General features: G+C 66.4%; 19 protein-coding genes and 3 tRNA genes. 1 reads left to right on the top strand and 21 read right to left on the bottom strand.

What is annotated here, in order from left to right:
• Positions 1-167: 167 nt before the first annotated feature.
• From fghA to ADJ79_RS14970, 4 genes are all read right to left on the bottom strand, one after another.
• Entirely contained in the window at positions 168-1,004 is an 837-nt protein-coding gene (gene fghA, locus ADJ79_RS06440) for an S-formylglutathione hydrolase (protein WP_050716467.1), read from the bottom strand.
• Positions 1,005-1,106: 102 nt separating this feature from the next.
• The gene (locus ADJ79_RS06435) at positions 1,107-2,216 is read right to left on the bottom strand and encodes an S-(hydroxymethyl)glutathione dehydrogenase/class III alcohol dehydrogenase (RefSeq protein WP_050715267.1); all 1,110 of its coding nucleotides are present in this window, start codon (positions 2,214-2,216) and stop codon (positions 1,107-1,109) included.
• A 144-nt stretch (positions 2,217-2,360) separates the two neighbouring features.
• Entirely contained in the window at positions 2,361-3,530 is a 1,170-nt protein-coding gene (locus ADJ79_RS06430; RefSeq protein WP_050715266.1) for a M48 family metallopeptidase, read from the bottom strand.
• Between the two features lie 10 nt (positions 3,531-3,540).
• A complete protein-coding gene (locus tag ADJ79_RS14970) occupies positions 3,541-5,022 on the bottom strand; it encodes a YjgN family protein (RefSeq protein ID WP_082203163.1) in 1,482 nt (493 codons plus the stop codon).
• On the opposite strand from ADJ79_RS14970, the gene ADJ79_RS14150 reads away from it, so the two are divergent.
• Positions 5,012-5,227 (top strand): hypothetical protein, encoded by a 216-nt coding sequence (locus tag ADJ79_RS14150; RefSeq protein ID WP_156304059.1) that lies wholly within the window; start codon positions 5,012-5,014, stop codon positions 5,225-5,227. The genes ADJ79_RS14970 and ADJ79_RS14150 overlap by 11 nt on opposite strands.
• A 3-nt stretch (positions 5,228-5,230) precedes the next feature.
• Here the strand turns inward: ADJ79_RS14150 and ADJ79_RS06420 are convergent, their stop codons facing one another.
• The 17 genes from ADJ79_RS06420 to ADJ79_RS06340 form a co-directional block, all read right to left on the bottom strand.
• A complete protein-coding gene (locus ADJ79_RS06420; RefSeq protein ID WP_050715264.1) occupies positions 5,231-5,587 on the bottom strand; it encodes an AzlD domain-containing protein in 357 nt (118 codons plus the stop codon).
• A complete protein-coding gene (locus ADJ79_RS06415; protein ID WP_253273793.1) occupies positions 5,584-6,354 on the bottom strand; it encodes an AzlC family ABC transporter permease in 771 nt (256 codons plus the stop codon). Before ADJ79_RS06415 ends, ADJ79_RS06420 begins: the two co-directional genes overlap by 4 nt.
• The gene (fmt, locus tag ADJ79_RS06410) at positions 6,347-7,342 is read right to left on the bottom strand and encodes a methionyl-tRNA formyltransferase (protein WP_050715263.1); all 996 of its coding nucleotides are present in this window, start codon (positions 7,340-7,342) and stop codon (positions 6,347-6,349) included. Before fmt ends, ADJ79_RS06415 begins: the two co-directional genes overlap by 8 nt.
• Complete coding sequence (locus tag ADJ79_RS06405) at positions 7,339-8,205, bottom strand: N-acetylmuramoyl-L-alanine amidase (protein ID WP_050715262.1); 867 nt, start codon at positions 8,203-8,205, stop codon at positions 7,339-7,341. Before ADJ79_RS06405 ends, fmt begins: the two co-directional genes overlap by 4 nt.
• Positions 8,205-8,594, bottom strand: a complete 390-nt coding sequence (locus ADJ79_RS06400; RefSeq protein ID WP_253273792.1) for a lysozyme inhibitor LprI family protein — start codon at positions 8,592-8,594, stop codon at positions 8,205-8,207. The genes ADJ79_RS06405 and ADJ79_RS06400 overlap by 1 nt, the downstream gene beginning before the upstream one ends.
• Positions 8,595-9,167: 573 nt before the next feature.
• Positions 9,168-9,244, bottom strand: a tRNA-Asp gene (locus ADJ79_RS06395).
• A gap of 50 nt (positions 9,245-9,294) precedes the next feature.
• A tRNA-Glu gene (locus ADJ79_RS06390) sits at positions 9,295-9,370 on the bottom strand.
• 14 nt (positions 9,371-9,384) lie between these two features.
• Positions 9,385-9,460: transfer RNA gene (locus tag ADJ79_RS06385), tRNA-Ala, on the bottom strand.
• Between the two features lie 56 nt (positions 9,461-9,516).
• Positions 9,517-10,932, bottom strand: a complete 1,416-nt coding sequence (gene gltX / locus ADJ79_RS06380; protein WP_050715260.1) for a glutamate--tRNA ligase — start codon at positions 10,930-10,932, stop codon at positions 9,517-9,519.
• A gap of 30 nt (positions 10,933-10,962) precedes the next feature.
• Positions 10,963-12,180 (bottom strand): O-succinylhomoserine sulfhydrylase, encoded by a 1,218-nt coding sequence (locus ADJ79_RS06375; protein ID WP_050715259.1) that lies wholly within the window; start codon positions 12,178-12,180, stop codon positions 10,963-10,965.
• A 120-nt stretch (positions 12,181-12,300) separates the two neighbouring features.
• Positions 12,301-13,791: an amidophosphoribosyltransferase gene (gene purF, locus ADJ79_RS06370; RefSeq protein ID WP_050715258.1), complete on the bottom strand. Its 1,491-nt coding sequence runs from the start codon at positions 13,789-13,791 to the stop codon at positions 12,301-12,303.
• A 39-nt stretch (positions 13,792-13,830) separates the two neighbouring features.
• Positions 13,831-14,748, bottom strand: coding sequence for a CvpA family protein (locus ADJ79_RS06365; protein ID WP_050715257.1), 918 nt, complete (start codon positions 14,746-14,748; stop codon positions 13,831-13,833).
• Between the two features lie 82 nt (positions 14,749-14,830).
• The gene (locus tag ADJ79_RS06360; RefSeq protein ID WP_050715256.1) at positions 14,831-15,904 is read right to left on the bottom strand and encodes an SPOR domain-containing protein; all 1,074 of its coding nucleotides are present in this window, start codon (positions 15,902-15,904) and stop codon (positions 14,831-14,833) included.
• Positions 15,905-16,017: 113 nt separating this feature from the next.
• Positions 16,018-17,337: a bifunctional tetrahydrofolate synthase/dihydrofolate synthase gene (gene folC / locus ADJ79_RS06355; protein WP_371256786.1), complete on the bottom strand. Its 1,320-nt coding sequence runs from the start codon at positions 17,335-17,337 to the stop codon at positions 16,018-16,020.
• A 132-nt stretch (positions 17,338-17,469) separates the two neighbouring features.
• Entirely contained in the window at positions 17,470-18,747 is a 1,278-nt protein-coding gene (gene clpX / locus ADJ79_RS06350) for an ATP-dependent Clp protease ATP-binding subunit ClpX (protein WP_050715254.1), read from the bottom strand.
• A 202-nt stretch (positions 18,748-18,949) separates the two neighbouring features.
• A complete protein-coding gene (gene trkA, locus ADJ79_RS06345; RefSeq protein ID WP_050715253.1) occupies positions 18,950-20,335 on the bottom strand; it encodes a Trk system potassium transporter TrkA in 1,386 nt (461 codons plus the stop codon).
• 126 nt (positions 20,336-20,461) lie between these two features.
• Positions 20,462-21,118: a response regulator transcription factor gene (locus ADJ79_RS06340; RefSeq protein ID WP_050715252.1), complete on the bottom strand. Its 657-nt coding sequence runs from the start codon at positions 21,116-21,118 to the stop codon at positions 20,462-20,464.
• Between the last annotated feature and the right edge of the window lie 81 nt (positions 21,119-21,199).

The following is a 21,199-nucleotide window of genomic DNA, read 5'->3' as shown; positions in this document are numbered from 1 at the left end:
GCAAGATGGCGGCGCGGCGCTGTCTTGCGCCGTTCATCCCCTTCATTCGCTCTTTTATCAAGAGCAAGATGTCCTAGTGAAACCTGCGCAAGGCGTCTTTTTGCCCCCTTCAGATTAGCTCCTGTTTTTGATGTTCCTTGAGCTGGCCGCCGGATCAGGCTGAAAGGCTAGGGCGCGCGCAGCGCCGCCGCGTGGTGCGCCATGTGATCGGCCATGAAGCTGGCCATGAAGTAGTAGCTGTGGTCATGGCCCGCGTGCATGCGCAGCGTGAGCGGGTGGCCCGCCCGCTCGCAGGCGGCTTGCAGCAAATCGGGCCGCAGCTGGGGCAGAAATTCATCCGCCTCGCCCTGATCGACCAGCAGCGGCAGGCGCTCGCGCAAAGGCTGGGCGATGAGGGCCGTGGCATCGTGCGCCTGCCAGGCGGCGGGGTTGTCGCCCAGATAGGCGGCAAACGCCTTGCGCCCCCACGGCGCTTGCGCGGCGGCGCAAATGGGCGCAAAGGCGCTCACGCTGCGATAGCGCCCCGGATGCCGCAGCGCCAGCGTGATGGCCCCGTGCCCGCCCATGCTGTGGCCGCTGATGCCGCGCACGGGCAGCGCGGCAAAGTGCCGCTCCACCAGCGCGGGCAGCTCCTGCGCCACGTAATCTTCCATGCGGAAATGCGCGGCCCAGGGCGCTTGCGTGGCGTTGACGTAAAAGCCCGCGCCCTGGCCCAGGTCATAGGCCGCGTCATCCGGCACGCCAGCGCCGCGCGGGCTGGTATCGGGCGCCACCACGATCAGCCCGTGCTGCGCCGCCCACTGCTGCGCCCCGGCCTTGGTGATGAAGTTCTGCTCGGTGCAGGTCAGCCCCGAAAGCCAATACAAAACCGGGCATTTTTCTCCCGCCAATGCCGCTGGCGGCAGGTAAATGCCGAATTTCATGGGCGTGCCCGTGCTGGCGGCGTCGTGCTGCCAGACTTCCTGGCGGCCGCCAAAACTGGCGTGCTGTTCAAGGCGTTGCATGATGGTTTTCCTGATTTGGCTTGTTTTCAAAAACCGTGCGTCATGAATTCATTCATCCAGATTCAAATAACGCAAATAACATGAATCGCGCAAATGGCGGAATCAATAATGCACCACGCTGCGAATGGATTGGCCCGCGTGCATCAATTCAAATGCCTCGTTGATATTTTCCAGCGGCAGGGTGTGCGTCACGAACGGGGCCAGTTTGATTTCGCCTTTCATGGCCTGCTCGACCATGCCGGGCAACTCGCTGCGGCCCTTGACGCCGCCAAAGGCGCTGCCCAGCCAGCGGCGGCCGGTGACGAGCTGGAAGGGGCGGGTGGCAATTTCCTGCCCCGCGCCTGCCACGCCGATGATGACGCTCTGGCCCCAGCCCCGGTGCGCGCATTCCAGCGCGGCGCGCATGACTTGAACGTTGCCAATGCATTCAAAGCTGTGGTCCACGCCCCAGCCGGTCATTTCGATGATGACTTGCTGGATGGGCTGCGCGTGGTCTTTGGGATTGACGCAATCGGTCGCGCCGAAGGTGCGGGCCAGCTCGAATTTGGCGGGGTTGGTGTCGATGGCGATGATGCGGCCCGCCTTGGCGAGCTTTGCGCCCTGGATGACGGCCAGGCCGATGCCGCCCAGCCCGAACACGGCCACGCTGTCGCCCGGCTGCACTTTGGCGGTGTTTTTCACGGCGCCCAGGCCGGTGGTTACGCCGCAACCCAGCAGGCAGACTTGCTCCGGATTGGCGGCGGGGTTGATCTTGGCCAGCGAGACTTCGGCCACCACCGTGTATTCGCTGAAAGTGGAGCAGCCCATGTAGTGATACACGGGCTGGCCCTGGTATGAAAAGCGCGTGCTGCCGTCGGGCATCAGGCCCTTGCCTTGCGTGGCGCGCACGGCAGTGCACAGGTTGGTTTTGCCGCTCTTGCAAAACAGGCACTGGCGGCACTCGGCGGTGTAAAGGGGGATGACGTGATCGCCCGGCTGCACGCTGGTAACGCCCTCGCCCGCTTGCACGACGACGCCCGCGCCTTCGTGCCCCAGCACGGCGGGAAAGACGCCTTCGGGGTCATCGCCGCTCAAGGTGAAGGCGTCGGTATGGCACACGCCGGTGTGGGTGATGCGCAGCAGCACTTCGCCCGCGCGGGGCGGGGCCACGTCGATTTCAACAATCTGCAAGGGTTTGCCGGGTTCAAAGGCAACGGCGGCGCGTGATTTCATGGCCTGGCCCTCCTGTGAATGATGGGGAGCGGGCAGTGTAGGCCCCGCCGCCCGGACTGGCGCGAGAGAAGGCGGGCGATGAAACAGACGGGTAAACAGGCGCGGGAGACAGGCACGAAATGGGCGAGAGGGCGGGCCGCGTGGTCAGTCCATGTCACAGGCCGTGCCGTTTTGCAGGCGGCGGGCGCGGTCATGCGTGTCGGGGTGGGTGCTGAACCAGTTGTCGCCGCCGGGGGCCGGAGAGTCGGCTGGTTTGCGCCGTTCAGGCTGGTTTTCAGGTTGGGGGGCCTGGCCCGCCTTGCGGGATGGGGAGGGCGCTGGCGGCTTGTCGTTCCATTTTTCAGCGGCCAGCAGCAGCGTGCCCAGCGGGGCGGCGGGCATGTGCAGCGCGTGCAGCAGGTGCTGGGCGTAGCAGTCGGCTTCGCGTTCGTGGCTGCGGCTGTAGGAGGTGGCGGCCAGCAGCGTGGTGGCGGAAGCGGTGACGGTGGGCAAGTCGCCTAGCGCGAAGCCCAGGCCCAGGCCGATAACGCTTTGCTCCAGCACGGAGCGGGTGCCGTGGCGGTGCTGCACGTGGCCGATTTCATGGGCGAGCACGCCCATGAGCGCTTCGTCGCCCGCGCCGGGGGTGCTGCCGGCCAGCTCCACCATCGCGTCGGTCATGACGATGGCGCCGCCGGGCATGGCGAAGGCGTTGGGCGGCATGCCGGAGCGAAAGCGCAGCTCCAGCGGGGGCGCGTAGCCGCTGTAGTGGTGCAGGGCGGCGTCTTGCTGCACGGCGGCGGCCAGGCGGGCGAATTGCGCTTGCAGTTCAGCCTGGCGCGCGGGCGGAATTTTGCTGGGCTTGAGGTAGCCGCCGTCCAGCTGATCAAGCACTTGCCGGGTGACTTGCCGCTCCCAGGCCAGCGGCACGGCGCGCGCCAGATGGCGGGCGGCCCAGGGCGTGCCGTGGTGGTAGAAGGTCCACAGCCCCGCGCCCACGAGCAGCAGCATGCCCAGCAGCGCGGGCCAGCGCGTTTGCATTTTCTCGGCCAGCGTGGGCCGCCCGCCAGCAGCGGCCAAGGCGGCCTGCCAGGCGGCGGGATCGTGCACTTGCAGGCTGCCGTGCGGCCCCAAGTCGATGGAGAGGGTTTCGGGCGTGCGGCGCGCGCTCCAGCGTTCGGGCCACTGCACGTCTTTGCGGGGCACGGCAAAGGGCGCGCCGCCTTCGGGGCGCAGCCACAGCACGGGGCCTTGCGGACTGGCCTGAAGCAGCGCCTGCGCGGGCCGCGCGCGGGTGCTGCGGCCATCGAACCAGTGAACGTTCAGGGGGGTCATCGCGGGGCGCTCAGATCAAATCCAGCCCCAGCACATCGGCCACGGCGTCGCCGAAAGCGCCTTGCTGGCGCACCATTTCACCGCTCACCTGGTCCAGCCCGCCGCGCACGTACAGCGTGACGGAATTGGCGCGCGCCGCGTATTCGCTGACCACGGCATAGGGGCGGTAAAAGCCCAGGGTGAGCAGCGTCAGCAGCATGTTCCTGACGCACAGCCACACGTAGGCGCCGGCCTTGAGGCTGGTTTTGGAGCGGGCCATGCCGCCCAGCCCGGCGCCGTTCCACACCAGCTGGAACCGGCGCGCCACGCGGAAGGCGCGCGCGGGCACCGTGACGGCCACCACGAGCGTGAGGATGACCAGCGCCGCCATCACCAACATGCCAATGTTGCCGGGGCGGCCCCCGCCCGCCGCCGCTCCCATGATGCCCACAAAGGCAAGCATCATCAGCACCCAGGCGGCCACCATGCCGATGGCGCCGATGATGCCTATCTGCACGTACATCACCACCCACTCGCTGAAGGCCAGCCGCAGCCGCCCTGGCTGCTGGCCCAGAAAGGCGCGCCGCACGCGCAGCACGCAGTAGTTGTATTCCAGCCGCATGAACGCCAGCCAGCCGCCCAGCACGGCCAGCAGCATGCCGCCCAGCGCCAGCATCATGTGTTCCGGCAGCTCCGGCTCGCGGGCATCGCCGGCGGGTTCATCGCCGGATTCGTCAAGCTCGCCAGATTCGCTTTCTCCGGCTTCGCTTTCTCCGGCTTCGCTTTCTCCGGTTTCGCTCTCGTCTGCGCCAGGTTCGCCGGATTCAGGCGCGCGCGCTTCAGCTTCATCGCCTTCTGGCGGCAGCCCGTCCGGCGTCGCAGCCTGCGGGCCGCTGCCGCTGGCAGCGGAATGAGATGCGGCAGAGGATGCCGCGCTGGCGGCCGTTTCTTTTTCGTCTTCCAGCACTGCGGCGGCGAAGCCCACGCCCATCATCAGCGCGCCCGCCAGCGCCAGCGGCCAGCTGGCCTTGTACACCTCGCCCCAGGTGGCGCGAAACGACATGCGCACCCCGCGCCAGCGCGTGCAGCCAAAGCGAAAACGCATGGCGCTGCCCCACAGAAATGGCAGCACCGCCAGAAAGGCTGCCCATAGCCCGATTGCCAGCTTCTGGAAGCCGAAGTGATTGGCCGCCTCGAACAGGCCGTAGAACGAGAGCATGACCACAAAGCCCAGAAACATGCGCCACGGCCTGCGCACCGAAAACTCCAGCGGGCTGCCCGCCACCTGCGTGTGCCCGTAAAAGTATTTGATGCTGCGGTAGCGCGCAAAGGGCGTGTACAGCCCCAGCGTGGCCAGCATCAGCAGCACATTGACGATCCACACCCTGAAATATTCACTGCCCAGCCCCGTGAAGCGGACGGCATGGGCCTCAATGGCGGGGCGCTGCGCCGCCGCTGGCAAAGGCGGCGGCGCGAAAGGCGGTGAAGGCAGCAATGGCGGTGTGACTGACATGGCTCAATTGTTTCATGAGGTGACGGTCACGCCCCTTCATGGCCTGGCCGTAAAAGAAGGAGAAGGCGGACCGCTACAGGCAGAGCGCGGCAATCCCAGGTGGTTATTCGCTCGCCAGAGATTGTTCTCAGCGAATTTCTTCTCCATGGACATGCCGGAAAGCGAAAAGAATTTGATGGTTGGCCGCTGCCAGGGCTTGCCGTAACCATTACGCCCAGCCCAGCCCCAGGCGCAAGGGCAAATACACGGCCATGCCCGCGCCGATCACGCCCGGCAGCGTCCAGGGGCGGCCCTGGAACTGCCTGTAAAACAGCGCAGCCGCCAGCGCGGCCCACAGGCGGGCGTCGCGCCACTGGAAAAAGTCCTGCATTTGCAGCGCCAGCACATCCGGGGCCACCACGGCAGCCAGCGCGGCAATGGGGGCGTATTGCAGGCCGCGCTCCAGCCAGCGGGGCATGGGCAGCGGCCGTGCGGAGATGAAAAACAGGCAGCGCGTGATGACCGTCAGGGCCGTCAGCCCCGCCAGCGCCAGCAGCGTCCAGCCGTCGGTTGCGCCCGCACTCATGGGCACTGCCCTCGCGGGCGGGCCAGGCCCTCCAGCGCCAGCCCGGCCGACACGGCAGCGGCAATGGCCGCGACGATGCCCAGGCGATACGGCATGGCATGGGCGGCCACGGCCGCCGCGCCCGCCACCAGGGCGGCTATGCCGCGCAAGCGCCGCCCCGCCAGCGACAGCGTCACGCCCAGCAAGGCCAGCGTGCCCGCAAACTCCAGCCCCCAGCCCGGCGGCATGGCATGACCGGCGAAGATGCCCGCCAGGCCCGCCGCCTGCCAGCTGCACCAGCCCAGCGCGTTGCCGCCCCACAGATAAGCCAGCCGCGCGCGGCGCTGGCGCGGCGTGCGGCCCAGCGCGGGAAAGCGCCGCACCAGCAGCACATAGCTCAAGTCGCCCGTGGTGTAGCCCAGCAGCAGGCGGCGCAGCAGCGGCAGGTGAATGAGGTAGGCGCGCAAATGCAGGCTGAAGACGACAAAGCGCAAGTTCACGCACAGCGCCGTCAGCCAAATGACCCACAGCGGCGCGGCAGCGGCAATCAGGGGCAGCGCCGCCAGCTGCGCGCTGCCCGCATAGACAAGTAGCGCCATCAGCACGCTTTCAGCCACCGACATGCCGGACTTGACCATGGCCACCCCCGTCATGAACGACCAGACGGATGTGCCCAGGGCCACGCCCGCCATGTCTTGCGCACCGGCGCGAAAGAAAGGGTTATGCAGCAGCTGAAAAAAAGCGCGCCGCCGCTGCCCGCATGCCGCGCGCGCGCCGGCATCAGTCAAGCAGCGCTCCGGCTTGCAAGGCGGGCAGGCCGCGCACGAAATCGCTGGCAGGCAGGCGCTTGCCGCCAGCGCGTTGCAGCTCGCTCACGCACACCGCGCTGGCTCCCGCGCCTGTTTCAGCGTCAGCCCCGCAAGCGATGTGTATGCCCTGCCCGTCAATGGCCAGCACCTGCCCCGGCCGGCTGCCAGCGGGCACGGGCAACGGGCTTAAGGCGCTGCGCCAGAGCTTGAGCGTTTCCGCGCCCAAGCGGGCGCTGACGCAAGGAAAGGGGTTGAACGCGCGAATGCGGCAGTCAATCTGCCGCGCCGGCAGCGCCCAGTCGATGGCGCTTTCGGCTTTTTCCACCTTGCGCGCGTAACTCACGCCTTCTTCGGGCTGCGGCGTGGCGCGCAAGCCGCCGCAAGCGGCGATTTCCAGCGCCTCGACGATGAGCCGCCCGCCCAGCGCGGCCAGTTTGTCGTGCAGCGTGGCCGTGGTGTCTTGCGCGGCGATGGGCAGGCGCTCGGTCAGCAGCATGCCGCCCGTGTCCAGGCCCTCGTCCATTTGCATGATGGTCACGCCCGTTTGCGCGTCGCCCGCCTCGATGGCGCGGTGTATGGGCGCTGCGCCCCGCCAGCGCGGCAGCAGGCTGGCGTGAATGTTCAGGCAGCCCAGGCGCGGCATTTGCAGCGCCCAGGCCGGCAGGATGAGGCCGTAGGCGGCCACCACCATCACATCGGCTTGCACCGCCTCCATCGCCGCGCGGGCCGCTTGCGCCTCGTCGGCAAAGCGCCCATCCAGCCGCAGGCTGCGCGGCTGAAGCACCTGGCTGGCGGCCAGGCCGTGCGCCAGCGCCCATTGCTTGACGGGCGAAGCCTGCTCTTTCATGCCCCGGCCGGCGGGCCGGTCAGGCTGGGTGAGCACCAGCGGCACTTCAAAGCGGGCCGCGCACAGGCGCTCCAGCGCCACGCGGGCAAATTCGGGCGTGCCAGCGAAGATGACTTTCATGGCTTTTTCCCCGGCTTTTCCGGTTTTGCTTCCGGCTTGATTTCCGGCTCAGGCAGGGTGGCGGCAGCTTCGCAAGGCGTCAGGCGTTGGCCGGCCAGGCTGCGGGCCAGGCGTTCGCGCCAGGGGCGCAAGGCGCGCGTGACAGCCTCGACAAGAGCCTGCTGGTTGTGCGGGTTGGAAACATAGGCTTCGTCCGTGCGGTCCACCAGCACGCCCGCTTCCAGCAAAACGGCGGGCATGGCAGTTTTGCGCAAAACGGCCAGCCCGTCATATTGGTAAATGCCCAGGCGCTGGTGGAGCAGCGGGCGGTTTTCACCTTCCACCGCCTCGGCGTGGTGCAGCGTGGGCGGACGGCCCAGGGCCAGTATTTCTTCGCCCAGGCTTTCGGCCAGGCAATAGGAATTGCGAAATTGCGGGTTCTGGCCCGAAACAAACAGCGAATAACCGCGAATGGGGCGCGTGGCCTCATAAACCTCGCCATTTTCCGTCTGCTTCTTTTCCAGAAACTGCAATTGCGCCGAATCGTGGTGAATGGACAAAAACACGTCGGCCTTGAGCCGGTTGGCCAGGGCGGGGCGCTGCCCCAGCGCCATTTCCTGGCCGCTTTGGCGCGTCAGGCGCACGCGCCAGCCGTCTTTTTGCAGCGCGGCAGCCAGCTGGGCCACAAGGCGGTCGTTGTAGGCCAGTTCATGAACGCCGCGCACGCCCAGCGCGCCGGGAGCGGCGGGGCTATGCCCGGCGTCCAGCACCAGCAGGGGCTGCCGCTGGCTGGCGGGCAGCGCGGCGGCAGGCCACGCCAGCCAGCAGGCAGCGGCGGCCAGGGCCAGGCGCCGCTTCCACTTCCACATGACAGGGCGCGGCATTACCAGCTTTGCTGCGCAATCATGTCGGGGCGGCAGGTGCCGGCCTTGCATTCGCGCAGGCGGTCGCGCAGATATTCGGTGCGCTCGCGATTGACGCGGTAATTGCAATCCACATTGATGGTGCCGGATTCAGGCTGGCAAACGCTGTCGCGGTATTTCATCCATTCGCGCTGGATGATTTTCAAGTCCTCGCGGACGTCGGCATTGATTTGTTTGCCCAGCGCCTTGTAAACCTCGTTGAGTTCCTTGTCTGATTCAATAAAGAGCTTCGCAAGGCAATAAGTCCGGTCATACGAGGTGGTGTATTTGTCGCATTCACCGGCGGCATGCGCGGATGAGCAAAAAGCCCACGCCGCCAAAGCGGCAGCCATGATTCGAGAGATTTTCATCATGATTCTCCTGGTTTGAAAAACTGCTTTGCAGGCCGCGCGCCGCTTGGCATGGCGAAAGATGCAGCGGCAGGAAAGCCTTCATCACAGCGGCTGAAGAAACCCGCGAATTGTGCATGGAGCCGTTTCATGACCCGCCCATAACGGCCAGGAGCAAACAGAGAACCGAGAGAATGATTCAGCTCCTGTATTCATAGCAATAGGTCCTAGATGAACCTGCGCAGAACGGCATCTCAGCGCCTTTGTTTTTGCTCCTGTTTCTGGTGCAAGTGCTGCGCTCCTGGCGGCTCATGCGAACTGTGAGCAGGCTGCATTGAAGCCCTTTTTTCAAGTCTGGCCCTGGGGGCGGCGGTTCAGAATGGGCTGCAAGGCGCAGTTTTGCGCCTCATCAAGGATTTGCGGCGCCCAGGAGCATCCCCATCTGCGCTTTCACGCTCACGGACGAGCCGTGGCTTTGAATACCAGGGCGGCACGGGCGGCGGGCCATTTTGAATATGAATGCGCCGCCAATCCGGAAAAGAAAATGGGCAAAAAAAAAGCCGCCTGAATAATCAGGCGGCTTTTTGAATCCTTTGGCGGAGTGGACGGGACTCGAACCCGCGACCCCCGGCGTGACAGGCCGGTATTCTAACCGACTGAACTACCACTCCGCGCCGGTGCGACTTTTTGCTTTCTTGCGAAAGCCAAGCGCCGCAAAACTTGGCGACCCTACGGGGATTCGAACCCCGGTACTCACCGTGAAAGGGTGATGTCCTAGGCCTCTAGACGATAGGGTCAAAAACCGATTTTTTGGTGGAGGTAAGCGGGATCGAACCGCTGACCTCTTGCATGCCATGCAAGCGCTCTCCCAGCTGAGCTATACCCCCGTTTCATCTGCGCTGGCTTTTGCCTTGCAGCGAAAGCGCGAATTCTATATCAATTTTCAGGCTTTGCGCAAGCAGTCCAGAACTTTTTGCTGGTGGTGCAGCGCCAGCACGGCGTCGAGGCTGGGCGTCTGGTGCGTGCCCATGACGAGCACGCGCACGGGCATGGCCAGCTGGGGCATTTTCAGGCCGTGCTCGGCCAGCGTTTGCTTGACGGCGGCGGAGATGGCGGCGGCGTTCCATTCGCTGACAGCTTTCAGCTTGTCATGCAGGCTGGCGATGGCAGGGCGAATGGCGTCGGTGACGAACTGGTCCAGCTCTTGTTGCGGCGGCTGCACGTCGGCGTAGTAGGCGCGCGCCCAGCCGGCCAGGGCCACGGTGGTTTCGCAGCGGTCTTTGAAGAGGGCGCAGATGGCGGGCAGGCGTTCGTCGGTTTGCGCGATGCCGCGCTTTTGCAGCTGATCGGCCACCAGCGGGGCCAGCTCGGCGTCGGGCATGGCCTTGATGTGCTGGGCGTTCACCCAGCGCAGCTTGGCTTCGTCGAACTGGGCGGCGCTTTTGCCCAGGTGATCCAGGTCGAACCAGGCCAGGAATTGCTCGCGGCTGAAGATTTCATCGTCGCCGTGGCTCCAGCCCAGGCGGGCCAGGTAGTTGATCATGGCGTCGGCCAGGTAGCCTTCGTCGCGGTATTGCGTCACGGCCTTGGCGCCGTTGCGCTTGCTCATTTTTTCGCCCTGTTCGTTGAGCACGGTGGGCAAGTGGGCGTAAACGGGCGGCTCGTGGCCCAGCGCGCGGAAGATGTTGATCTGGCGCGGCGTGTTGTTCACGTGGTCGTCGCCGCGTATGACGTGGGTGATGCCCATGTCCATGTCGTCCACCACCACGCAGAAGTTGTAGGTGGGCGTGCCGTCGGGGCGGGCGATGACCAGATCATCCAGCTCGGCGTTGCTGATTTCAATGCGGCCTTTGACTTTGTCGTCCCAGGCCACCACGCCGTCTTTCGGGTTTTTGAAGCGCAGCACGGGCTGCACGCCTTCGGGCACGGGCGGCAGCGTTTTGCCCGGTTCGGGCCGCCACGTGCCGTCGTAGCGCGGTTTTTCGCGCGCGGCTTCCTGGCGGGCGCGCAGCGCGTCGAGTTCCTGCTTGCTCATGTAGCAGGGGTAGACGTGGCCGGCCGCTTGCAGCCGGGCCAGCACTTCTTTGTAGCGGTCCATGCGCTGCATTTGGTAGTAGGGGCCTTCATCCGGCTTCATGCCGAGCCAGTCCATGCTTTCCAAAATGACATCGACGGCGGCCTGGGTGGATCGCTCCAGGTCGGTATCTTCGATGCGCAGCACGAAATCGCCCCCCTTGGCGCGGGCGAAGGCCCACGGGTAAAGCGCGGAGCGGATGTTGCCCAGGTGAATGAAGCCCGTGGGCGAAGGGGCAAAGCGGGTGCGCACGCGGGCGGGAGCTGGGGAAGATGGCTTGGTCATGGGATTGGGAAAAAAGAAAACGGCGGCGGTTCAGCCTTGCAGCCCGCGCAGCAAGTCGGCGCGGATGTCGTCCAGGTGCTCCAGCCCCACGGCCACGCGAATCAGGCCCTGGGTCACGCCGGCGGCCTGGCGCTGCTCTTCGCTCAGGCGGCCATGCGAGGTGCTGGCGGGGTGGCTGACGATGGTTTTCACATCGCCCAGGTTGGTGGCAATGCTGCACACGCGCAGCGAGTCAATGAGATGGAAGGCCCGGCGGCGCGCTTCATCGGGCGTGCTGCCGGGCAGGCTGAAGGCCAGCACGGCGCCGCCCAGGCCGCCTTGCTGCTGCATGGCCAGCGCGTGCTGCGGGTGCGAGGGCAGGCCGGGGTAATACACGCGCTCCACGGCGGGCTGGCTCTCCAGCCACCGGGCCAGTTGCAAGGCGGCTTCGCTTTGGGCGCGCACGCGCAGCGAGAGCGTTTCCAGCCCCTTGTGCACCACCCAGGCGTTAAAGGGCGAGAGCGTCAGCCCCGCTGCGCGCGCCACGGGCGAGAGCTGGCCAATGAGTTCGCTGCTGCCGCACACAGCGCCGGCCATGACGCGGCCTTGCCCGTCCAGAAACTTGGTGCCCGAATGCACCACCAAGTCAGCCCCCAGCGCCAGCGGGCGTTGCAGCACAGGCGTGGCAAAGCAGTTGTCCACCACCAGCAAGGCGCCGGCCTGATGGGCGATGGCCGCCAGCGCGGCGATGTCGCACACCTCGGTGAGCGGATTGGTCGGCGTTTCGGCAAACAGCAGGCGCGTGTCCGGGCGCACGGCGGCTTGCCAGGCGGCGGGGTCGGTTTGCGAGACAAAGCTCGTTTGCACGCCAAAGCGCGCGAAGTCCGTGCCGAACAGCCGCATGGTGGAGCCGAACATGGAGCGCGAGCAAATCACGTGATCGCCCTGTTTGAGCAGCGCCAGGCCCAGCAGCAAGATGGCCGACATGCCGCTGGCCGTGGCCAGCGCCCGTTGCGCGCCTTCCAGCGCGGCCAGGCGCTGCTCGAAGGCGGTGACGCTGGGGTTGCCCGTGCGGCTGTAGGTGTAGCCCTCGTCCGGGCTGGCGAAGTTGCGCGCCGATGTTTCGCTGTCCGGCTGCACAAAGCAGCTGGTGAGATACAGCGCCTCGGAGTGCTCGCCGTAGCCGCTGCGCGGGATGGTGGTGCGCACGGCCAGGGTGTCCGGGTGCAGGCCGGGGGGCAGAGGCAGGGTGTCGGTGGGTTGGGTCATGGCAGGCCTTCAGGGCGGACTAAAGAAAAGAGGAGCAAATTCAAGGCCCAAAAAATAGGCCTTGCGCTTATTCCACTAGGACATCATGCTATGAATCAAGGAGCGAAATAAGCCGCTTGCTCAGGCATCCGCGTCTTCCTGTTTGGCGGCCTGGGCGGCCTCGGCGGCGCGGCGCTCCTGCTGCATGCGCGCCAGCGTCTCTTCGGTGATGTCGCCCGTGACGTAGATGCCGTCAAAGCACGAAGCGTCAAAGCCCGGCAGCGCCGCATTGAGCTGGCCGATGGCCTGCTTCATCGCCTCCACGTCCTGGTAGATGAGCGCGTCGCAGCCGATGAGCTGGCAAATTTCTTCCGTGCTGCGGCCATGCGCCACCAGCTCCTCGCGCGTGGGCATGTCGATGCCATACACGTTGGGAAAGCGCACGGGCGGCGCGGCGCTGGCCAGGAAAACCTTGCTGGCCCCGGCGTCGCGCACCATCTGCACGATTTCGCGGCTGGTGGTGCCGCGAACGATGGAGTCATCGACCAGCAGCACGTTCTTGCCCGCGAACTCGCTGGCGATGGGGCTGAGCTTTTGCCGCACCGATTTTTTGCGCACGGCCTGCCCCGGCATGATGAACGTGCGGCCCACGTAGCGGTTTTTCACAAAGCCTTCCCGGCACGGCAGCCCCAGCAGCTGCGCCAGCCGCGCGGCGCTGGGGCGGCTGGTTTCGGGCACGGGAATGACCACGTCAATTTGCGTGGGCGGCACGGTGGAAACCACGCGCCTGGCCAGCGCCTCGCCCAGCGCAATGCGGGCCTGATAGACGGAGATGCCATTCATCACCGAATCGGGCCGGGCCAGATACACGTATTCAAAGATGCAGGGCGTGCAGCGCGGCTGCTGAGCGCACTGCATGGCGCTGCGCTCGCCGCTGGCGCCAATGAACACGGCCTCGCCCGGCTCCAGATCGCGCTCCAGCGTGCAGCCCAGCCCTTCCAGCACCACGGATTCGCTGGCCACCATCGTCAGCCCGTCGGCGCTGCGGCCCATGCACAAAGGGCGGATGCCGTGCGGATCGCGGAAGGCCAGCAGGCCATGCCCCGCAATCATGGCAATCACGGCATACGAGCCGCGCACGCGCTGGTGCACGCCGCGCACGGCGGCGAACACATCCTCTTGCGTGAGCGTGTGCCCGCGCGAAACGCGCTCCAGCTCATGCGCCAGCACGCCCAGCAGCACCTCGGAATCGCTGCTGGTGTTGGTGTGGCGGTGATCGGTGGAAAACAGCTCGGCCTTGAGCGCCGGCGCGTTGGTGAGATTGCCGTTGTGCACCAGCACGATGCCAAAAGGCGCGCTCGTGTAGAAAGGCTGCGCCTCTTCTTCGCTGTAGGCGTTGCCCGCCGTGGGGTAGCGCACCTGGCCCAGCCCCATGTTGCCGGGCAGCGCGCGCATGTTGCGGGTGCGGAACACATCGCGCACCATGCCGCGCGCCTTGTGCATGAAAAAGCGGCGCTCGTGCTGGGTGGCGATGCCCGCCGCGTCCTGCCCCCGGTGTTGCAGCAGCAAAAGCGCGTCATAAAGAATCTGATTGACAGGGGCGCTATGGACTGCGCCAGCAATGCCGCACATGGTGGTTGGCTCCGGGTTGAGGTGGGAAAAAGCAGTTTTTCAGTAATGCACGCCCTGCCGCAGGGTAATGCTGCGGCGCTCGGCGGGCTGGGGTTCGGCGGCAGCGGGCTGCGCCTGGGCCGGCGGCGGCGCCACGGCGGGCGTGGACGCAGGCACGGGGGCGGGCGCAACCGCAGGAGCCGGGACGGAAACGGGGGCAGGGGTTGCATGGCGGCGGCCGTGCGCGCCATGCTCCGTGCCATGCACGCGATGCGGTCTCGCGCCATGCCCGGCAGGCTCAGCTGGCGCGATAGGCGCGGCAGGGGCCTCTGGCGCAGCTTGGGCGGGCGGCGGCGCCACGTCAGGCGGCGGCGCGGAGGCCGCCTGGGGCGCCGCAGGCGCGGCGGCGGCCGGATGGGCGGGAACAGAAGCTGGCGCGCCGCCGCCCAGCAGGGACGGGTCATGCAGCAGGGCGGCCCACGCATCGGCAGGCGGCAGCGAAGGCGGCTCCTTGGGCAGCAGAGGCACAAAACCGGAAGCCACCCGCAAGCTCCAGGAATGCGGCCACCACGGCTTGCGGGCCAGCGGGGTAGCGCCGCACAGCCACACCATGAGCACCACGATGAGCAGCGCGCGGCAGACGCCGAACACCGCGCCCAGGCCCCGGTCCACGGCGCGCAGGCCCACGGCCTCGGCGCCGCGCGAGACCATCCAGGCCACGAAGCCTCCCGCGAAAACCGCCAGCACGTAAATCAGCGCGAAGCCTGCGGCCAGCCGCACGCCAGGCAGGGAGTTCTCCATGGGCAGCCAGGCCGCCACATCGGCTGCGAAGGCGCGGGCCAGAAAAAAGCCGCCCACCCAGCCGCACAGCGCAATGGCCTCGATCAGAAAACCGCGCATGAACCCCGCCAGCAGCGACACCAGCAGCACTGCCAGGGCCACCCAGTCCAGGGGAGTTGGAAAGATTTCGGCAGACATGTCGTTCACGCTCCTTGAAGGTGAGTGAAAAAACCAAAACAGGCGTCAGCGCCCTGAAGCCTGCGCCACAGCATGCGCGCCCTCACTGCGCCTGCACGGCGGAGGGCAGGCCCGCGCGTTTGAGCGCGGCGGCGGCCTTGTCAGCCTCTTCGCGGGAGCTGAAAGGGCCAGCCCGCACGCGGGTGCGCTGGCCGGCGGCCGTACTGACCGCCTGCGTGTAGGTGTGCACGCCCGCGCGCTCGGCTTTCTGGCGGGCGCTGGCCGCGCCTGCCGCATCGGCAAACGCGCCAATCTGGATGAAAAAGCGGCTGCTGCCAGCGGCGGGCTTGCTGGCGGGTTTGTCTGCGGCCTTGTCGGCAGCCTTGTCTGCCGGCTTGGCGCTGCGGCCTTCCAGCAGCGCGCGCGCGCGGTCGCCGTCGCTGGCTTCGGCCGCGCGCGAAGGTTTGCCGCCCTGGCCGTGCAGCAGGGCCAGGGCGCGCTGCGCGTCGCCGCTGCTTTCGCGCGCAGCGGCGCGAGGCTTGTCGGCAGCCTTGTCCGCCGGTTTTTCCGCAGGTTTCTCCACCGGCTTGTCCGCAGGCTTGACGGGTTTGCGGTCAGCTGGTTTTTCCGCCGGCCTGGCCGGTTTTTCGGCGGGCTTGGCTGGTTTCTCGACGGTTTTTTCAGGTTTGGCGGGCTTGGCTGCGGGTTTTTCAGCCGGTTTTTCCGCTGGCTTGTCCGCCGCAGGCCGGGGCTGGGGCGGCTGCGGTTGATAGGGCGTGAGCGGCTGCGGGCGCGCAGACGCGGCGGGCGGTTCAGGCGCGGCTCCAGTGGCGGCAATGAGTTCTTCGCGCTCATTCAGGCTGTCTGCCGTGTCAATCTGGCTGCTGCGCGCGGAGGCGGCGGATGAAGGCGGCGGAGGCAGTGGAGCGACCTGATCGCGGTCTGGAATGACCACGGGCGCTTGCACGGCCACGGGCCTGGGCTGCGAAGAAAACAGCATGGGCAGCCCGATGATGGCGGCAGCCACCAGCACCAGCGCGCCCAGCAGGCGCACGCGCGCCTGGCGGCGCAGCTCATCGACCGACAGGGCGGGCGCCGCCGGCTCTGACCGCTTGCGGCCCGCACGAGCAGGCGAGGGTTTGTCCTGGCCGGGGGGGCGAAAAGGAGGAAAGGCCATGAGCGGTAAGGCGGACGAAAGTGTGAAGGCGAAGGCGTGAAGGCGTGCTGGAGGCGGGCGGGGCCGGTCAGGCGGATAGGCGCGCCGCCCAAGGCAAGCCGTGTGGCGACTCGTCAGTTTGGCGTGGCCCTGGGCGGCGGCACGGGCTGGCCCGGCTCCAGATGCGGCACGCCATGCCGCAGCACGCCGCCGACGGTGAAAAACGAGCCAAAGACGACGATTCTATCGGTCGCCTCAGTCGCCAGCGCTGCGGCGTTCAGGGCCTGGGCGGGGCTGGCAAAGCACTCGGCGGGCACGTTCTTGCGCCGGGTTTGCGCCTGCCACAAAGCCTGCAATTGGGCGGCAGGCAGGGCGCGGGGCGTGGGCAAATCGGTGAAATACCAGTGGTCGATGATCGGGTCAATGCGCGCAAGGATGCCCGGCAGGTCTTTGTCGCGCATGGCGCCGAACACGGCGCGGGTGGTGGGATAAAAGCCCATCGCGTCCAGATTGGCCGCCAGCGTGGCCACGGCGTGGGGGTTGTGCGCCACATCCAGCACCAGGGCGGGCTTGCCCGGCACGATCTGAAAGCGCCCTGGCAGCGTGACGTGCGCCATGCCGCCCCGCACAGCCTGCGCCGTCACGGGCAGGCGGCTGCGCAGGGCCTCCAGGGCAGCCAGCGCGCCAGCGGCGTTCACCAGCTGGTTGGCGCCGCGCAGGGCCGGGTAGGCCAGGCCGCTGTAGCGCCGCCCGCGCCCGGCCCAGGCCCATTGCTGCTTGTCGCCGCTGACGTTGAAGTCGCGCCCTGACAACCACAAATCCGCCCCGATGGCCGTGGCGCGCTCGATCACGCTTTGCGGCGGCACGGGGTCGCTGACGATGGCGGGACGGCCCGCGCGCAAGATGCCCGCCTTCTCGCGGCCGATTGCCTCGCGCGTGGCGCCCAGAAATTCGGCGTGGTCGATGTCCACGCTGGTGATGATGGCGCAGTCGGCGTCGATGATGTTCACGGCATCCAGCCGCCCGCCCATGCCCACTTCCAGCACCACGGCATCCAGCCCGGCCCCTGCGAGCACATGCAAGATGGCCAGCGTGGTGAACTCAAAGTAGGTCAGCGCCACGCCGCCGCGCGCCTGCTCCACGGCGACGCAGGCCGCCGCCAGCGTTTGGGCGTCGCAAGGCTGGCCGCGCACGCGGCAGCGCTCTTCAAAATCCACCAGATGCGGCGAGGTGTAGACGCCCACGCGGTAGCCCGCATGCGTGAGCACGGCCTCCAGCATGGCGCAAGTGGAGCCTTTGCCGTTGGTGCCCGCCACGGTGAAAACAGGGCAGGCAAACGCCAGCCCCATGCGCGAGGCCACCTCGCGCACGCGCTCCAGCCCCAGCGCGATGTTTTCAGGATGCAGGCGCTCGGCATGCGCGAGCCATTCGGCCAGAGTCTTCGGGGTGCTCATGATGCAAGGAGATCGCTGTATTGACTATGCTTTTGATAGCGGCCTGCGCTGATTTCACTAGGACAAACGGCCGATTCGATGCCTGAACCTGATGCCTGGCCCTTGATCGAAGCCCGCGCCTTGGCGCCCCGCTCACGCAGCCGACTTGGCGGCCTCGCGCGGCACGCGCAGCGGCGGCTGGTTTCCGGTGATGACGGCTTCTTCGATGACGACTTTGGCCACGTCTGGCGTATTGGGCAGGTCAAACATGGTGTCGATCAGCGCCTGCTCCATGATGGAGCGCAGGCCGCGCGCGCCCGTTTTGCGCGCCAGCGCCTTGCGGGCAATGGCGCGCAGCGCGGCGGGGGTGATTTCCAGCTCCACGCCTTCCATCGCGAACAGGCGCTCGTATTGCTTGACGAGGGCGTTTTTCGGCTCGGTGAGGATTTGAACGAGCGCGTCTTCCGTCAGCTCCGCCAGCGTGGTCACCACGGGCATGCGGCCTACCAGCTCGGGAATCATTCCGTATTTGATGAGGTCTTCCGGCTCCACGTCGGCGAACACCTGCGTGAGCGAGCGCTCCTGCTTGCTGCGCACGGTGGCGCCAAAGCCGATGCCGCCCGATTCCATGCGCGCCTCGATCACCTTTTCCAGCCCGGCGAACGCGCCGCCGCAGATGAACAGAATGTTGGTCGTGTCCACTTGCAGGTATTCCGAGTTGGGCACTTTGCGCCCGCCTTGCGGCGGCACGCTGGCCACGGTGCCTTCAATGAGCTTGAGCAGCGCCTGCTGCACGCCTTCGCCCGAGACGTCGCGCGTGATGCTGGGGTTGTCGGCCTTGCGGGTGATCTTGTCGATTTCGTCGATATAGACGATGCCGCGCTGCGCGCGCTCCACGTTGTATTCGCAGTTTTGCAGCAGCTTGGCGATGATGTTTTCCACGTCTTCGCCCACGTAGCCGGCTTCGGTGAGCGTGGTGGCGTCGGCCATTGCGAAGGGCACATTGAGCTGGCGCGCCAGGGTTTGCGCCAGCAGCGTTTTGCCGGAGCCGGTCGGGCCGATGAGCAGGATGTTGCTTTTGGCCAGCTCCACATCGCCGCCCAGGCTGTCGTCCTTGTGGCGCAGGCGCTTGTAGTGGTTGTACACGGCCACGGCCAGCGTGCGCTTGGCCTTTTCCTGCCCGATCACGTAGTTGTCCAGGTGCGCCTTCAGCTCCGCCGGCGTGGGCAGGCTGTCGCTGGCGCAAGCCGCCGCGTCATTTTTCAGCTCCTCTTGCAGGATGCTGGAGCTTTGCTTGACGCACTCGTCACAGATGAAGGCGAAATGGCTGCCCACCTTGCCTTCAATGAGTCGGTGCACCTCATGCTGGCTTTTGCCGCAAAAGGAGCAGTGAAGGGGCTTGTCGCCCGGAAAGTTTTGCTTGTCGGCCATGAGAGCGAAGGGTGGGGGTTGCCCGCGAAAAATGCAACTGCGCATGATAGCAACGGGGTGCTTGCAGCAGGTGCAGGCAGAGCAAGTCTCCGGGCAGGGCCGATCGCCAGGAAATATCAAAAATAGGAGCGAATTCAAGGGGTTCAAAATGCCGCTTTGCTCAGCCCCTACTAGGACATCATGCTATTGTTAGAAGAGCAATCTAGAAGAAAGTGGCGCGCACCTGAAAGAGCTTGTCTGCTTCCCGGATGGCGCGTTTGTGGGGCAGAAAGAGAATGACGTGGTCATCGGCTTCGATGACGGTGTCATGGTGGGGCATGAGCACTTGCGTGCCCAGGGTGGAAGGGCGCACGATGGCGCCAACGCGCGCGCCTTGCGGCAGTTCGATTTCGTCGATGCGGCGGCCCACAAGGCGTGAAGTCTTGGCGCTGCCCCGGGCCACGCCTTCCAGCGCTTCGGCGGCGCCCCGGCGCAGGCTGTGAACGGCAACCACTGCGCCGCGCCGCACGTGGGTGAGCAGCTCGCCGATGACGGCGTGCGCGGGCGAGATGGCAATGTCGATGGCGCTGCCTTCGAGCATGTCGGCATAGGCGCGGCGATTGACCAGGGCCATGACGCGCCGCGCGCCCATGCGCTTGGCGAGCATGGCCGAGAGGATGTTGTCTTCGTCGTCGCTGGTGACGGCCACGAACAAATCCATTTCGCCTACGTTTTCGTTGCGCAGCAGGTCTTCGTCGGCGGCGTCGCCCAGCAGCACGAGCGAATCGGGCAGCTCGCCAGCCAGGTATTTGCAGCGCAGACGGTCGTGCTCGATGACCTTGACGGCGCATTGCCCCGCTAGGCTGCGCGCCAGGCTCAGGCCCACGCGGCCGCCGCCCACAATCATCACGCGGCGCACGGGCTGGTTGGCGTTGCCGATGGCGCGCAACACTTGGTACGCCTGCTCGCGGGCGACCAGCACGAATACTTCATCTCCCGCACACACGCGCGAGGCCGAGTCGCAGGCTATTTCTTCGCCCAGGTGGTAGATGGCGACGATGCGGAAATTCATCTCCCCGTGTTCTTGGCTGAATTCGCCCACGGTACGCCCGGCCAGGTCGCTGTGGCCTGACACGCGCACGGCCACCAGGCAGACGCGGCCTTGCGAGAATTGCAGCGCTTGCAGCGCTTCCGGGTATTCCACCAGCTGGCGGATGTAGCGCGTGACGGAGTCTTCAGGGCAGATGACGCGGTCTACCGCAAAGCCGTCTGGCCCCAGCAGCGCCTCACTGTCCTTGATTTCGGGGGAGCGTACGCGGGCGATGCGGGTGGGCACGTTGAACACGTCGTGCGCGATCTTGCAGGCCACCAGGTTGGTTTCGTCCTGCGGGGTGCAGGCAACGAACATGTCGGCATCTTGCGCGCCCGCATTGCGCAGCACCGAGGGCTGGATGCCATTGCCGATGACGCCGCGCAGCTCCAGGCGGTCTTCCAGGCGGCGCAGGCGCTCGGGGTCGGGGTCGATGACGGTGATGTCGTTTTGCTCGCTGGCCAGGTTTTCGGCCACGCTTTCGCCAACGCGGCCTGCGCCAAGGATGATGATTCGCATGGGTCTGCTTCAGAAATAAGGGCAGCCAATCCTCGCGGCCCCGGAACCTGTTCAAAGAAAAGCGGGCCGGGCGGCCCGCTTGCGCGTTGTCTGCTCAGGCTCAACCTGCTCTGCGGCCTGTGGCGCTCACAAGGCTTGCAACAAGTTGGCCAAGTCGACGGCGGATTTGACGCGCATCTTGTCAAACACGCGGGCGCGATGCACTTCCACCGTGCGCACGCTGATGCCCAGCTCGTCTGCCGTGGCCTTGTTGGCCAGGCCCCGGGCAATGCAGTACATCACTTCCTGCTCGCGGTCGGTCAGCTCGTTGATGCGGGCGACAACGTCATGGCGGTCATGCAGCACTTCCATGCGTTCGGCGGAGACTTGCAGGGCCTGTTCGATGCGGTCCACCAGCGCGTTGTCGGAGAAGGGTTTTTCGCAGAAGTCGAAAGCGCCGCGCTTGATGGAGGCCACGGCCATGGGCACGTCGGCATGGCCCGTGAGGAAGATGACGGGCCACACCCAGGCGATGCCGCGCGCCAGCAGTTTTTCAAACAGCTCCAGACCGCTCATGCCGCCTTCCAGGCGCACGTCCAGCACGATGCAGGCCGGGTGCGGCGGCACGGGGGGCGGCTCATCGCCGTCAAGCTCCGGGGCCGGGCCGAGCATGGCCTCAAAGGCTTCGGCGCTGGAAAAAGCCTCAGGCACCAGGCGGCGCGAGCGCAGCAGCCAGGCAAGGGCTTCGCGCACGCTGGCATCGTCGTCGATCAGGAAAACAAGGGCGTCTTTGGAGTTGGACATTTCAATACTTCTAAAAAATCCTGCGGCGAATCAGCCGCGAAAAAACATCAAACAACGATGCGGAGCTATCTAGCATGACAC

Origin of the sequence: Ottowia sp. oral taxon 894, from assembly GCF_001262075.1 — a bacterium.
Taxonomy (GTDB): domain Bacteria; phylum Pseudomonadota; class Gammaproteobacteria; order Burkholderiales; family Burkholderiaceae_C; genus Ottowia; species Ottowia massiliensis.
The sequence above is the reverse complement of the archived record's forward strand: the minus strand, read 5'-3'. Positions and strand labels throughout refer to the sequence as shown.